This window comes from Parabacteroides sp. AF18-52, from assembly GCF_003479145.1.
Classification (GTDB): domain Bacteria; phylum Bacteroidota; class Bacteroidia; order Bacteroidales; family Tannerellaceae; genus Parabacteroides; species Parabacteroides faecis.
The window spans coordinates 487,599-503,319 of the sequence record NZ_QUGR01000002.1; the positions used below are offsets into that span (position 1 = coordinate 487,599).

Annotated in this window: 9 protein-coding genes; all 9 read left to right on the forward strand. The window is 41.5% G+C overall.

Features of this window, described 5'->3' with window-relative positions; all coding sequences use genetic code 11:
- The first annotated feature begins 2 nt into the window (after nucleotides 1-2).
- The gene (locus tag DWX23_RS05540) at nucleotides 3-2,309 is read left to right on the forward strand and encodes an ABC transporter permease (protein ID WP_122373731.1); all 2,307 of its coding nucleotides are present in this window, start codon (nucleotides 3-5) and stop codon (nucleotides 2,307-2,309) included.
- A 6-nt stretch (nucleotides 2,310-2,315) separates the two neighbouring features.
- Complete coding sequence (locus DWX23_RS05545) at nucleotides 2,316-4,703, forward strand: ABC transporter permease (RefSeq protein WP_122373732.1); 2,388 nt, start codon at nucleotides 2,316-2,318, stop codon at nucleotides 4,701-4,703.
- An 18-nt stretch (nucleotides 4,704-4,721) separates the two neighbouring features.
- A complete protein-coding gene (locus DWX23_RS05550) occupies nucleotides 4,722-5,774 on the forward strand; it encodes a BF3164 family lipoprotein (RefSeq protein ID WP_122373733.1) in 1,053 nt (350 codons plus the stop codon).
- Nucleotides 5,775-5,783: 9 nt separating this feature from the next.
- Nucleotides 5,784-8,180 carry an ABC transporter permease gene (locus tag DWX23_RS05555; RefSeq protein ID WP_122373734.1) on the forward strand — a complete coding sequence of 799 codons (2,397 nt, stop codon included), beginning with the start codon at nucleotides 5,784-5,786 and terminating at the stop codon, nucleotides 8,178-8,180.
- A 31-nt stretch (nucleotides 8,181-8,211) separates the two neighbouring features.
- The gene (locus DWX23_RS05560) at nucleotides 8,212-10,584 is read left to right on the forward strand and encodes an ABC transporter permease (RefSeq protein WP_122373735.1); all 2,373 of its coding nucleotides are present in this window, start codon (nucleotides 8,212-8,214) and stop codon (nucleotides 10,582-10,584) included.
- Between the two features lie 4 nt (nucleotides 10,585-10,588).
- Nucleotides 10,589-12,991 (forward strand): FtsX-like permease family protein, encoded by a 2,403-nt coding sequence (locus tag DWX23_RS05565; protein ID WP_122373736.1) that lies wholly within the window; start codon nucleotides 10,589-10,591, stop codon nucleotides 12,989-12,991.
- A 141-nt stretch (nucleotides 12,992-13,132) separates the two neighbouring features.
- Nucleotides 13,133-14,227 carry a TlpA disulfide reductase family protein gene (locus DWX23_RS05570; RefSeq protein WP_122373737.1) on the forward strand — a complete coding sequence of 365 codons (1,095 nt, stop codon included), beginning with the start codon at nucleotides 13,133-13,135 and terminating at the stop codon, nucleotides 14,225-14,227.
- Nucleotides 14,228-14,303: 76 nt separating this feature from the next.
- Entirely contained in the window at nucleotides 14,304-14,840 is a 537-nt protein-coding gene (locus DWX23_RS05575) for a DUF4858 domain-containing protein (RefSeq protein WP_122373738.1), read from the forward strand.
- An 88-nt stretch (nucleotides 14,841-14,928) separates the two neighbouring features.
- Nucleotides 14,929-15,663 (forward strand): 1-acyl-sn-glycerol-3-phosphate acyltransferase, encoded by a 735-nt coding sequence (locus DWX23_RS05580; protein ID WP_122373739.1) that lies wholly within the window; start codon nucleotides 14,929-14,931, stop codon nucleotides 15,661-15,663.
- Nucleotides 15,664-15,721 lie beyond the last annotated feature (58 nt).

The window sequence follows — 15,721 nt, forward strand, 5'->3', positions numbered from 1 at the left end:
TTATGAATATGCTACGACATTATATCAAACTGGCGATACGCAACCTGATAAAATACAAATCGCAATCCGTTATCAGCATCATCGGGCTGGCTATCGGTTTTACCTGTTTTGCCCTGTCTACCTTATGGATACGTTACGAGCAGACTTACGATACCTTCCATGACGGTGCCGACAGGATCTATCTGGTAAGACCTGAATCAAAGACCACCAATAACGGCCTATCCGAAATTACTCCTTATCCGCTGGCCGGTTATCTGAAAGCGACTTTTCCCGAAATAGAAGATGCCTGCAATATGCAAGCATGGGGAACGACTGTCAGATATAAAGGTACGGAATATCGGTCTTTTAAAATGGACATTGACTCGGCAGCCATGCATATGTTCAAACTAAAAATAACAAACGGGAATCATAACTTCCTTACAGAAAACAGCAATGAAATAGCTATTACCGAAAGACTCGCACAACAGCTTTTCGGGATGGAAAATCCACTTGGTCAGGAACTGGAACTATATGGAGAGAAAAAAAAGATATGTGCTATTATCCAATCCTGGAGCCGTCATTCTAACATTCCATACGAAATTGTCGGGAATTTTTCGCCGGGAGATAACCGGTCGCAATGGTATGCCAGTATGTGCCAGACTTTTATAAAACTGAAAAAAGGGGTCGATGCACAGAAATTTATCCAAAAGTTATATGAACATACCTATGAAACGGAGAACTCGATCGTAGTAAAGAAAAGTGTAGCGACCCCTATTACAGCCATGCGGTATGACCGTCCAAACCAGGGAGTAACAGTTAAATATGAACATATCCGGCTTTTCGCCCTGGCTGGCGGATTAGTCATTCTCTGTTCGCTATTCAACTATCTAACCCTGTTTATCACCCGTATTCGCATGCGTGACAGAGAAATAGCTCTACGCAAAGTAAACGGTTCGTCCAATCGTGAATTACTGATGTTATTTTCTACCGAGTATTTGATCACCCTGGTTTTTGCAATATTTTTCGGACTGATCCTACTGGAACTGGTAATCCCGACTTTTAAGGAGTTGTCGGATATTAAATCGGATAAGACAAGTATTTACCTGGAAGCACTCAGTTATTCCGGCATTGTAGCAGCCTTTTCATTCATTTTGTCATTATATCCGATCTACTACTCCCGAAAGAAAAGTCTGAATGCAGCTCTAAAAGGTTCATCAAACGGAAAAGGGCAAAACTCTTTTCAGAAAGTCAGTATGGTACTGCAACTGATTATCAGTATCGGTTTTATCTTCTGCTCCACTATTCTGATGAAACAGATACATTATTTGAATCATACGGATCTGGGAATCGAACGTGCAAATCGCGGAACAATCCAGGTTTATCCGCCAATTGACGGTCTTAAGGACGAACTGGCTAAAAATCCCTATATTGCAACGATCGTTCCGGCGAACTTACCCGGACTACTTCCGCGTAATGCCCGCGCTTACCAAACAATCAATGAATGGGAAGGAAAAACAGATTCGACCTCTACTGTCACTTTAGAAATTATAGACTGCAACGAAGACTACTTTAAGTTTTACGGTCTGCAGTTGCTGAAAGGGACATTCCCTTCAGATGATAAAAGTATGATAATAAATGAGACAGCAGCCTTACAGATGAATATGAATGATCCTATCGGTAAGGGTTTTCAGAAAAAAGTAATCACAGGCATCGTCAAAGACTTCTATATTGCTCCGCCTACCATTCCGGCCAAACCGATGATGTTTACCCTGGAAGACGGATCAAGCGTATCCTCCGATATTATCTTCCAATATCAGAATTGCGACTGGAACTCTTGTAAGAAACGGATCGAGCAACTGATCAAACAGATGAATCCTAACATAATCCATTATAACATAATATCTATGGAAGAAGAATATGAGAAGTTCCTCAAATCGGAAAACGCATTGCTGATGATGTTGGATTTCGTCACCCTGGTTTGTGTATTGATCTCCCTGTTCGGTGTTTTCTCACTCGTCACCCTCGACTGTGAAAAACGCAGGAAAGAAATAGCCATACGCAAAGTGAACGGCGCGGAAACCAGTCATATCGTAAAAACGTTCCTATTGAAATACATGTTCTTGTTAGTGATCGCATCCGTCATTGCATTCCCTGTCGGTTACCTCATCATGAAACCCTGGATAGAAGGCTATGTACTCCAGACAAGTATCGATTTCTGGATTTATCCGGCCATATGGCTGGCACTAGCCTTACTCATTATCACATGTACCGGTTTGCGGATCTGGAAAGCAGCCAATCAAAATCCGGCAGAAGTCGTAAAATCAGAATAAATAAAAATGAAAATCATCCTGTTAGCAATACAAACCCTCCTCCGATTCCGGCTTTATACGGCAATCAATATACTGGGACTGGCACTCAGCCTGGCCTGTTGTATATTGATATTCCGGTATGTCTACGGAGAAATGACAACCGATCATTTTATTCCCGAAATAGACAGGGTTTGCTATACAGTGATGGAAGATGAAGTATCTCACCAGAAAAGACTCTACGGTCTGTTACCTGAATATGGATATACCCCAAACCCATTGGAAGATCCGGCTGTGGAAATTGTATCTACACTATTCCAAAGTGACGAAGATCAGATTACAGTCGATAATAAACTGTACAATGTTGCCTCTTTAGCCGCAGACACGAATTATCTGAAAATAGTACCGATTCCCATACTAAAAACGTCCCGGAATAAATTATTAGAGAATCCGCAAGACGCAATAATCTCGGAAGACCTATCCCGATTAATTTTCGGAAAGGAAGATCCGATCGGTCAACAAATCACCACCTCGATGGGAGAGATGGTAACCGTCGTTGCCGTTATGGGTAAACCGGACACCCGATTTTCCATGCCTTTCGACCTGCTGATATCGAATGAATCGGCCAACTACAGAAAATATTCAATGCCCCATTCCCTTGTCAAATTACATAAGGGGCATTCTGCAGCCTCCGTCAACAAGGAATACGAAGCATTCCGTAAAATGTCCAATTTCACCAACCGCCTGCGCATCTGCTTTTACCCTCTACAGAAGCTATATTTCGATCAGCAGGTAGTCACATACCTGGATAAACGGTTGGTAGGGAATTATACACACGTACTTATTCTGATAGCTATTGCCGTATTGATCATGCTGGTAGGATTATTCAATTTTATCAATGTCTACACGGTGTTGATCCAGAAACGGGCACGTGAATTCGGTATGAAAAAAGTATTCGGAGCAAATACCCGGCAAGTGGCCGTTCAATTGTATGCTGAAAACTTATGTATGACTCTCGTAGCTTTATTTCTGGCATGGGCATTCATAGAAACAGGGACGTTGCTGGTCAATACTTTTCTAATGATCCGGATTCCTTCGCATTTCTTATTTGACGCCAGCCTTTCTGTTGGAATTCTGTTCCTGTTGCCTTTTATCACAGCCCTATATCCCTTCTTCCAATATAATTATTCTTCTCCGGTCACTTCTTTGAAAAAGATCGGGAGAGGCGGAGAATCTACTATATCCAGAAAAGTATTCCTTTGTTTACAATATATTATCACACTGGCTTTAACCATCGTATCTATCTATTCTATCCGTCAGTTAAACTTTATGCTGAATACCGATCTTGGATATGAAACAGATAACATTATCAAAATTTCACCCATAGAAGGACCACGGGGTAGCGATATGAGCATGTGGAATAAATACAATCTGATTGTTCGACAACTGGACAGAAACCTGAAAAATACCCCATCGCTCATCAAGCTGCATAGTTATTCTCCCGGGCCACTCAGTCGTTTAGGCCAAAATAGCTGGGCACATATTCCGGGGAAAGAATGGAAAAGTATAGGGACCCAGGTAAGCAATCAAAATTCCTTCCGTATTTTGGGGATAGAAGCAATTGAAGGACGGCTATGGAATGACTCCATCGATAATGATATGGATCTTTCGATTGTTATCAATGAATCGGCAAAAAGAGAACTGGGTATTACAGATATCGATGAAACACCAGTCATTCTGGACCGCCTGCTTGTTTACAGTCCGCAAACGAAAGAGCAACCGGCTCCCAGGTATCAGGTTATCGGAGTTATTAAAGACATTTGTACACAACATTTGTCTAAAGGCTATGAACCGATGATTTTCTTTTATTATAAAGAAGGTTTTTCATCCGGTCTATTAGTCAGTATCGTTCCGGATAAAAAACAGGAAGCAATCGACTTTCTTCGAAAAATATACAACGAGTCATGTGGAAATGAACTCCCTTATACATTTTTAAAAGATGAAGTGTTGTCAATTTACAAGGAGGATAAGCAATTGGTAAGTGTCGCCTCTCTTTTCGCGATTATAGCCATATTGATTTCTGCTATGGGCTTGTTCAGTTTATCCCTGTTCGATATACAACAACGGTTTCATGAGATATCGATTCGGAAAATAAACGGAGCGACGACTAAAGCTATATGGCAAATGTTATTTATCAAATACAGTCAATTATATGGAATAGCCTGCCTGATCGGTTTGCCTTTATCCTGGCTGGCCATCACTTTATACATGGTCGATTTTGCTTACAAAGCCAATATCGCCTGGTGGATTTTTGCCATTGCGATCCTTTTGACCGGAGGTATTTCATTCCTCACTCTGATCTGGCAAATACAGAAAGCATCCCGTACAAATCCGGCAGACATTATCCGTTCCGAATAACAATAAAATAATACAGATATGAAACAGTTCTTATATTTACTCGCCTGTCTTTCCCTATTGGTATCCTGTAACAAACAGAAAAGCCAAGGAGGCATAAAAACATATAAAGCCGGTACGGAGATCACTGGCGAACTGTCCGGCGAGGTTGTTTTTGCCGGAAATGGGATACATAACTATTACGATATAGCGATTACCAATGATTACTATGCTTTTCTGGACTATTACAGCGACACACTCCTGCAAGTGAGAAATAAAAATGATTTCTCACTTTACCAGATCGAACCGAGAGAGAAAGATACGTTCTCTATTGCTTATCCGTCTTTTACCAAATATGATTATGCAAACAACAAGAACAGGATCTCCATCTGGGACAATGATTCACATCAATTGAAACGCATAGACCTGGACCAGACACAGACTTCTCCTACTGTCTCTGCAGACCTTATATCTATGACAAACTTCATTTCCGGGAATATCTGTACAAACTGTTGCATCACGTCCAAAGAACTATATGCCGTTTCATTCAATCCGGGTAAACCGCAGGTTTTCTTCTCTTCCAATAAAATAACAGGGCAATATGCTGTTCCGGGTTATCCCCGGATCACGGTTCCGATGCCTGACGATGTCCTGAGAAAAGCATACGCCAGCGACCTGGTTATCAACGAAGAAAAAGGAGTAATCGTCGCAGCCTTACGTTTTATCAACGGTATCAATTTCTATGATCTGAATTGTGATATGACAGCTTCGGTCTCTTTTGCCGATTATTATACAATACCGGTTCCTGACATAACCAATAAATATCTGGATGCCGAACAGAGTAAAAAATGCTTTATAGATATCTGTAGTTCAGACAAATATGTATTCTGTCTGTTCGACGGATCGACAAACTTTACCGGCAATTCGGTCATCTATGTATTCGACTGGGAAGGGAAACAAAAAGCGGTGTTGCAGGCAGACCGTAATTTGCGAAAGATTGCCACAGAGAAGTCCGGCGAATACTTGTTAGCTCTATCTCCCAACGGAGAAGGAGGCCGGGATGTTATCAAATATAATTTAAAGAACAAAATTTAATTCCCAACCATGATACGACATTATATCACCATCGCTTCACGTAATTTTGTCAAATACAAATTACAGACTCTTATCAGCGTTATCGGACTGGCGGTTGGACTCGTTTGTTTCACCTACGGAATGAAATGGTTGGAATACGAAACTTCCTACGACGGTTTTTATCCGAAGTCCAAACAAATGTACACGCTCTACGGCATCAACAAACAAACCGGGAAAAAAGAGAGAAAATTGCCACTCGTTCTGGCCCGTAAACTCAAACAAGATTTTCCGGAAATAAAAGAAACAGCGCTGGTATACGGGAATTTCGGTTCCACCTTCAAATATAACGACCAGACATTGGAAGACCCGAAGGAAATATTTATCGACAACAACTTCTTTACCCTTTTCCCCAGGAAAGTTCTTAGCGGTCGGCAAACGAATCTGTTGCATTCGCTGGATGAAATAGTCATAACCCGCTCTTTCGCCCTCAAATATTTCAAAAGTCCGGAAGATGCGATCGGAAAAGTGATGAAAAACGGATACCGGGAAACACTCACCATCGTGGCGGTAGTAGAAGATGCACCTGCTAATTCCGCATTTAAACAGAATGTCTTCGAATTGGATAAGTTTACCACTGAAATGACAGACAGAATATCGGAAGACAGACAATGGAGTCAATTTGAAAATGAAATTTATCTGCTGTTGGAAGATCAAGCCAGTGCGGATGTATTCAGAAAGAAGCTGCAAACTTATCTGGAGAAAAACAACTATCTGAATACACTTGCGATAAAGATGATTCCGTTAACAGATATGCGACACACATTCGGAAGCGAGTTATCGTTCAACCTGTCTTACATCCGCACTTTTGCCATAACGACCATCCTGTTGTTGTTGTGCGTATTCTTCAATTTCGTCAATCTTCTCCTGAACCGTATCTATCAGCGTATGAAAGAAATAAGACTCCGAAATTCGATAGGTGCCGGTAAACGGGAACTGATTATACAACTATTGACCGAACTCACATTACAGACAGGTATAGCCTTTGTTCTGGCCTTTTGTCTGCTGGAACTCAGTTCTTCCCTGTTCTGTAAAACCTTCGAGACGAAGATAGCCAACCATGATTTCTATATAAGCCTTATTGTTACAACTTTAGTCAGCTGGGCGGTATTACTCTTTGTATCATTTCCACTATTACTGCGTTTCATACGAACATCTTCACTCATGTTGTCCGGAGGTATTTCTGCCAACCGGAAAGGTTCGTTCCGAAAAGTCAGCATGACCATTCAGCTCGGAATCTGCGTATTCTTCCTGATGAGTACCTTTATCATGCTTCGGCAAATCTCATTAATGAAGCATAAGGATCTGGGATTCCGGAAAGAGGGGCTGATTCATATCACAATGAATTATCGTGACCGTTCCGGAATCACCCACGAACTGGCAACTCTTTCGATAATCGATGAATTTGTTCAATGCGGCATCTTTTCTATCACCCACGAACCTTATACACAGAATGAAGTGCATTGGGAAGGAAAGCCGGACGATTTCAATCCGAATTTCCAGGTAATCAAAGTAGGAAGCAAATTTTTGGATGCATTCAAAATCCCCTTATTAAAAGGCAATTTTATAGACGAAGGTAATTCAGACCCGGAAGACTGGACCACGCCGGGCAACACTGCCGTCATCAATGAAGAAGCAGCCCGGATCATGGGAATGGACAACCCGATCGGAAAAAAGATCAGTATCTGGAACGGCGTCATTTACCATGACGGAAAAAGGGGACAAAAAGAGATGGAAATAGTAGGCGTCGTCAAAAACTTCCAGGCGGCCAGTCTGCGTAACCCGGTACTCCCGATGATTATCACACTGGACGGAAGTAAATGGAATAGTTACTACTATTACGCTCGTGTAAAACCCCAAAATGAACAAGCTGCCATTAAAGCCATACAGACTGTTTTCGAAAAACACAAAGAAGAAGGAGATACAGTTCCCCAAATACAGACTATGACAGATGTTTTCAACCAGTTGAATCAGTCGGAAGATGCCAGCCTACAGCTATTCTCTTTACTGGCGATACTCTGTACTTTGATCTCTATCTTCGGAATCTATTCCGTTTCATCCAGTAATATTGCACAACGCAGAAAAGAAGTAGCCGTACGTAAAGTGATGGGTGCCTCGTCAAAAACAATTATCAGCATGTTCTTCAAAGAGTATCTGACAATCGTAGTCATTGCCAACGTTATTGCCCTCCCACTAGCCTGGCTGTTTATGCACGGATGGCTGGAGCAATATCCTTATCGCATCAATATCGGTTTCTGGATGTATGGTATCGTATTATTAGTAACAAGTGCTTTGATTATCTGTACCGTTCTCTATCAGACATTAAAAGCATCAGAAACAAATCCGGCAGAAGTCATAAAAAGCGAATAACAAAATAAACTACTAAAAACAGTCATCAGCCATGTTGAAACATTATATCATTATAGCCATACGTAATTTTTTCAAATACAAATTGCAGACCGTCATCAGTATTGCCGGATTGGCAATCGGATTGGTATGTTTTGCATATGGGATCAACTGGCTGAAATATGAAACTTCATACGACGGTTTTTATCCCCGATCCAAACAGATATACATGCTCTATGGGGTAGACAAACAGACCGGTAAAAAAACAGAACAGTTACCTCTTATACTGGCAAGAAGGTTAAAACAGGATTTCCCGGAAGTAATAGAGACTACTCAAATATACGGGAAGTTCGGATCGGATTTTTACTATAACGGAGAACGTTTATCCTACCCCGAAGAAATTTTTATCGATGAATATTACTTTTCCTTCTTCCCACGAAAAGTAATTTGTGGAAGACAAGATAACATACTGCAATCTCTTAATGAAATAGCAGTAACGCGTTCCTTTGCTGTCAAACTTTTCGGATCTCCTGAGAACGCATTGGATAAAGTACTAAGTAACGGCTACAGAGAGAGTCTTAAGATCGTTTCCATATTAGAAAACACCCCGGATAATTCCCTGTTCAAAGGAGACATATTCGAACTGGACCAATTCGGACGGAAAGGAGAAAGGGAAAGGACGGAAGAAGAACAATGGAGTTATATGAATGTGAAAATATATCTGTTACTGGATAAAAATACACATATAGATACATTTGAGAAGAAAATCACAGATTACACAACTGTTCATAAATATAATGAGACTATATCACTGAAACTGATCCCTCTCACCGCTATCCGGCATACCTTCGGCAGCGAACTATCTTTCAACCTCACTTATATCCGTACTTTTACCATAACAGGACTCTTGTTGTTATTATGTGTATTCTTCAATTTTATCAACCTGCAAATTAACCGGACCTACATACGAATACGGGAAATGAAGTTACGCTGTGCGATCGGAGCCGGAAAAAAAGAAATGCTCTGCCAGCTGTTACTGGAATATTCATTGTTGATATTCATCGCAACCTTATTAGCATGGAGCCTGATGGAAATTACAGCACCATTATTCAGGCATGTTTTTGATACGACATTAGATAGTAAGGATTTGTATGCCGATATGATAAAAACATCACTACTCAGCTGGTTGATAACTATCTTTATCTCACTTCCATTGTCATTCCGTTTTATCCGTACCTCCCAGTTATTAGCTTCCGGGGGTGTAGCACCTCACCGGAAAAACTGGTTTCGTAAAATAGCCCTGACTATCCAGCTGGGCATTTGCGTATTTTTCCTGATGAGCGCTTTTATACTGATCCGGCAAACCAACCTGATGGGGCACAAAGACCTTGGATTTGAAAAAGAAGGCCTGATACAACTCATTATGTTGAATGATGACAGAGAAGGTACCGCCCGTGAAATTGCTTCCCTTCCCATTGTGAAAGAACTGGTATTAGCAAAATTCTTCTCTATCATGCATGAACCTTCAACCCAGAATGATGTAAAATGGGAAGGAAAAAGCCCGAACGCCAAAGCCGATTTCCAGATACTGGAAGTCAGTAAAAACTTCCTGTCCGCTTTCAAGATACCACTGTTAAAAGGCAGATTGCTTGAAGAGACAGACCTGGTAAAAGGGAGTTGGCGTTTGATGAGTACCAAAGCGCTTATCAATGAAGAGGCGGCACGCATCATGGGATATACCAACCCGATCGGTAAAAAGCTCAGTTTCTGGAACAATCAACAACAGAATGTGGAAATTGTCGGTATAGTAAAAGATTTTCAGTCTGCCAGCCTACGGAATACGGTCCTCCCGGTCATCATCCTATTGCATCCTGCCCAGTGGAGGAGTTATTGTTACTATGTCAAAGTAAATCCCGGAGATGAGCCAAACGCCATCAAAGCGATCCGGGAGGCATACAAAAAACATGCTTTCCCATACGACCAGCAACCGGAAATTACAACAGTAAACGATGTACTGAAAGAGTTAAGCCGGTCGGAAGATGCAAGCCTGCAACTATTCTCTTTACTGGCAATACTCTGCACGCTCATATCCATCTTCGGACTTTATTCCATATCCTCGGGTAATATAGCCCAACGACGGAAAGAGGTAGCTGTCCGCAAAGTTATGGGAGCTACCTCACGGACTATTATCAGCATGTTCGTCCGGGAATACCTGTCGATCGCACTCATTGCCAATCTGGTAGCTCTTCCTTTGGCATGGTTGTTCATGCACGGCTGGCTGGAACAATATCCTTACCGGATCAGCATCCATTTATGGATGTACATCACCATTCTGTTATTAACAATTATCCTGATCATATCTACCGTACTTTACCAGACTCTCAAAGCGTCTGAAACGAACCCGGCAGAAGTCATAAAAAGCGAATAAAATCATGCACAACAAAACACAGCACTACTTTAAAGTTACTTTTCGGGAATTAGTCAAATATAAAACCCAATCGATTGTCAGCATCATCGGACTGGCAATAGGCTTCACCGCCTTCGTCCTGGGCGGATACTGGCTGTGGTGGGAGACCCATTTCGATAACTTCCATCCGGACGGAGACCGGATTTACTGCCTGACTACTACCGGACTGGTGAAAAAAGCAGCGGGTGCCGATGCCGACCTGGACCAGTTACATGTCAACGACCTGGCAGAGATAAAGAAGTTAGTGCCGGAGATCGAAAAAGTATGTACTTTCAGCAATCTCCATTATAGCATAAAGAATAACAACAGTACTCTGAGGGTATATGGTCTGGTCTGCGATCACTCCTTCTTCGACTTTTTCAGAGCCGATTTCATCGCCGGAACCTATAAAGGAACTTATCCGGACGGTACGGCTGTTATCCTCACCGAGAGTATGGCACAGAAGTTTTTCGGAACAACCGACTGTGTCGGTAAAGTGTTCGAACTGAGTGAGCAAACCCGCCCGGTCGTTGCGGGAGTCATCAAAAACTATCCGGATAATTCAGACCTGCTATTCCAGTTTTTGCTGATCGACGAAGTACAACCCTTACGCCATGTTAAGCGGAACACAACATATGTCCGTTTATTGAAAGGTGCAAATGTCAGTAAGATCAAAGAAAAACTCGCTACATACAAAAGTCATGCAGAAGACCCATGGGGAACAGAAAATATCGACCAATGGAAGATCAACTTACGAACACTTCCGGAAGTTCATTTATATTGCCATCCGGAACTGGAAAACAGAATACGCAATATCCATATTCTGGCTTTAGCAGGCTTCATGGCTTTCCTGAGTGCATTAATGAACCTGTTAGTTCTATTTATCGGTCAACAACAACGCAAACAAACGAAAAACAAAACTTATCTATGTATCGGTGCATCTCCTAAAGATATGCTATTAAAAGGTTGGACCGAGCTATTCCTCCCGATGGCTATTGCTTACCTGTTAGCTTTTTGCCTGATAGAGGTTATCTTTCCTTATTATGAAAGTTATACGGCATGGAATCATTACGGAATTTATGAAGGTGTATCGCGGCACATCGACAAGTCTGCTTTATTCTTCAATGCTATCATATCACTCATAGCAAGCATGTTTGTTTTCTGGTTATTGACCCTTCTTCCCATACGGAATATCTTATGCAATATGAAAACAAATCCTATATTCTTTAAGCGAGGATTAATTGTCGGTCAGATATTCATCGGCTCGTTATTTTTCATTACCTCACTTATCCTTTTCCAACAGTTGAATTTTATATTGACCAAGAGCAAGGGATTAAATTATGAAAACGTAATCCAGGTCGATATGGGAGGTGAAAATGCTTATGAACAAGATATTAGAGTATTAATGCCTGAATTGCAAAATCATCCGTATATAACCGATGTTTGCTATACCGCTACGAATGCCAATATATTTACAGAACAAGGGGATTGGTACGGTGCCTACGTTACCCATTTTGCATTCGACCCTGCCGATCCGGATCCCAAAAGGGAAGATCGCGTAATGCTTGTCAGCAAAGAGTTCTTTTCATTCTTTGAACTGACTTTAAAACAAGGGAGCTGGATCGATGACAGTAATCCGAACGATTACATTGTCAATGAAACAGGTTTCAAAGATTTAGGTTATAACGATTTATTGCAACGGTCAATGTACAATAGAGAAGGCGTTACTAACCAGAAAGTATGCGGAATCATTGATGATTATATTTATTCCCCTATGCAATATCCGGTCGGGAGAACCTTCTTCCGATTACATACGGACAAAGATGTAACGGACTATATTCCTGCTCAGTATTTCTATATCCGCTACATCCCGGAACATAAAAAAGAAGTATTGGAGCATATCTCAAAAGTAACACAAAAACTAAATACTCATGGAGTAACCAGCCAGAATATGTGTATAAAACTATCCGATCTGGTAGACAAATTCAATCGCCCCGAAAAAGTGATCTTCAGCGTATTCAGTATCATCGCAGTCGTCTGTATCCTGATTTCCACCTTCGGAATCTATTCGCTGGTCAGCTTATCAGCCCAGCAGCGTAAAAAAGAGATCGCCATCCGTAAAGTAAACGGTGCCACCTTCTCTCATATCCTGCAACTGTTCTTCAAGGGATATCTGATATTAGTTATTATCAGCAACTTCTTTGCCCTCCCATTAGGATATATCCTGATGAAACGCTGGCTGGAAACCTATGCCAATCATATCACTCTGACTATATGGCCTTTCATTGCCGTATTTTTCATCACCTGTATGATTGTCCTGTTATCCATCTTCCGCCAGGTAAAAGAAGCAGCACAAGCAAATCCGGCAGAGTCAGTAAAAGCAGAGTAAGTTACGCAGACACCGGCACTTCCCAAAAAGAATTAATATTTTAATTCTAGTGAAGGAATTATGCCGGAAATGAAAGAAACTTTCATACTTTCGTATATTCATTTAACCGGAAATATGTATATATTATAATTATCAACATATATGAAGACAAACTTTTTATTCACAATGTTAACCGGACTATTGCTTTTCACGGCCTGTTCGGAAAAGCCAGCCACGACTTATACCATAAACGGTACTATTCCCGATAATTCGCTGGACGGGAAAATGATCTATATCTATAACCGTGACAATAACAATCTCAACATAGACAGTACGGTTGTTACAGGAACCACTTTCACTTTTACCGGCAAGATGGATACAGCCGCTTACTGCCGTATCGATGCCAGCCGTGAATATTATGTCAATTTCATTCTTGAGAACGGAACGATCAATCTCGATCTGAGTAAGCCGGTGTCCCCGTCAGGAAGTCCTTTGAACGATGAGATAGCACGTTTTTTCGCAGCACAGGACAGCATGTCGGACCTGATCGATTCCAAACGGCAGGAATTCATGAAACAAACAGAAGATAAAGAAGAACGTATGAAACTGCAGAAAGACTTTTTCCAGAATGAATGGAAACCGGCTTATCTGGCCATGCTCGACGGATTCTTCGACAGAAACCTGAATAACCCGATCGGAGGAATGGCACTGAACTATATGGATGGCTACCTTTCGACCGATCAGATAAAAGCAAAACTATCCTTATTGAGCGAACCGGTTCGTAACACCCCCAGCATGCAGGAAAGGTTACAACGCTTCGACGCATTGGAAAAGACCGCTGAGGGCAAACCTTTTACTGACTTCACGATCGAGACGGAAGACGGTAACAAAGTATCTTTATCCGACTATGTCGGCAAAGGGAAATACACGCTGGTCGATTTCTGGGCAAGCTGGTGCGGTCCATGTCGGGCAGAAACACCCGTTTTGGCAGAAGTGTATAACCAATACAAAAATAAAGGACTGGAAGTTTTAGGCGTTGCCGTATGGGATAGCCCTGAAAACACGAAGAAAGCTATAGAAGAGTTAAAAATAACCTGGCCACAGATACTGAATGCAGGTGAAAAGCCGACTAAACTATACGGAATCAACGGCATACCTCATATCATCCTGTTCGGTCCCGATGGCACGATCATAGCACGCGACCTGCGTGGCGACGGACTGAAAGCAAAGGTAAAAGAAGTGATCGAAACAAAATAAACCTAAACACGGTGCAGTATTTCGACTTCCCGTACATTTCAATATATAGATTATGTACGGGAAGTTGATATTTTAGATGAGTAAACAAGTAATTATATTATTTTTGATCTGCCTGAGCAATACGGATTATCTATATGCCCAATGGACAGAAAAGGATTCGGTATGGCTTCAGAAGATTCTCTCAGGCAAAGAGAAACTGGAACTTAATCCCGAAGCATTGAAAGCGATCCAATCAGGCACACTGATCAATACGGAAGAACCGGCTTCCAAGATGATCATGGCGCCGGAACAGTCTCCCGCACAATCCATCCAAAAAGATTTTACCGAGTTCGTCCGTCCCAAAGATAGCGAAGACCATAATCCCAACCGTAAAGTAGCATTGAAAGACCTTCCTCCTTCTGTATTCAGGTTATACGGGATGAATAAGCCATTACCCAGAGTTAGAATGCTAGGTTCTTTCCAGGTTTCATCGAATATCCGTGCCGAAGCCCAAAAGCCATCCGGCATCTCTTTCGATAATCTGTTACAACAGGTATTCATGCCTAGTGCACGCCACAAAAGAAAAAATGCACAACGCTGGCAGACTCAGAAATATTACAATAATTATCCGTAACTACAGTAGTAGAATAATTTTTTATACTTTTGTTACCTTATTAATAAACATAAGGTCGAATTTATAAATACACAATTTAAAGGATAAAATGGAGAAAATCATTTCGTATCCGCTTTCAGCCATCTACTATTTGTTGTTTGGGACTACACTGGCATTCTTTCATGTAGTGCAGTGGATATGCTTCAATCTGTTCGGTTACAAAGCACATAAAAAAAGTGTAGATGTTTTGAGTTTTTTCTTGGTTGCCAATACGTACGTACTGGGAACAAGATACAAAGTGAGCGGATTGGAGAAGCTCCCAATCGACACCCCTCTGATAATTGCCTCGAACCATCAGAGCTTGTACGATATTACCTCCATCTGCTGGTTTATGCGCAAAGTACATCCCAAGTTTATCAGCAAAATCGAGCTGGGTAAAGGTATCCCCAGTATTTCATACAACCTTAATCATGGCGGTTCTGTACTTATCGACCGGAAAGATCCGAAACAAGCATTGACAGCTATCCGCGTCATGGCTGAATATATTGAAACCAACAAACGCTCGGCAGTAATTTTCCCGGAAGGGACACGAAGCAAAACAGGAAGGCCGCGCCCTTTTGCCGAAAACGGATTGAAAATTCTCTGTAAGTATGCACCGTCTGCCTACGTGATACCGGTCACCATCAACAACGCATGGAAGATGACCAAATGGGGATCTTTCCCTTTAGGACTCGGTAATCATATCGAACTTATCATCCACGATCCTATTCCTGTGAAAGCCAAACCCTTTGCCGAACTTTTTGCCGAAACCGAACAAACTGTTATCGGCAGTATTAAATTATAATTTTTTTCATCTGCTATGCAGTATTTTAAGATCTCGTCCGTTTTATTATAAAGACCAT

Excerpts from the sequence above, each read along its gene's own strand:
- DWX23_RS05540 (WP_122373731.1), top strand. The coding sequence starts at position 3 with ATGAATATGCTACGACATTATATCAAACTGGCGATACGCAACCTGATA.
- DWX23_RS05545 (WP_122373732.1), top strand. The coding sequence starts at position 2,316 with ATGAAAATCATCCTGTTAGCAATACAAACCCTCCTCCGATTCCGGCTT.
- DWX23_RS05550 (WP_122373733.1), top strand. The coding sequence starts at position 4,722 with ATGAAACAGTTCTTATATTTACTCGCCTGTCTTTCCCTATTGGTATCC.
- DWX23_RS05555 (WP_122373734.1), top strand. The coding sequence starts at position 5,784 with ATGATACGACATTATATCACCATCGCTTCACGTAATTTTGTCAAATAC.
- DWX23_RS05560 (WP_122373735.1), top strand. The coding sequence starts at position 8,212 with ATGTTGAAACATTATATCATTATAGCCATACGTAATTTTTTCAAATAC.
- DWX23_RS05565 (WP_122373736.1), top strand. The coding sequence starts at position 10,589 with ATGCACAACAAAACACAGCACTACTTTAAAGTTACTTTTCGGGAATTA.
- DWX23_RS05570 (WP_122373737.1), top strand. The coding sequence starts at position 13,133 with ATGAAGACAAACTTTTTATTCACAATGTTAACCGGACTATTGCTTTTC.
- DWX23_RS05575 (WP_122373738.1), top strand. The coding sequence starts at position 14,304 with ATGAGTAAACAAGTAATTATATTATTTTTGATCTGCCTGAGCAATACG.
- DWX23_RS05580 (WP_122373739.1), top strand. The coding sequence starts at position 14,929 with ATGGAGAAAATCATTTCGTATCCGCTTTCAGCCATCTACTATTTGTTG.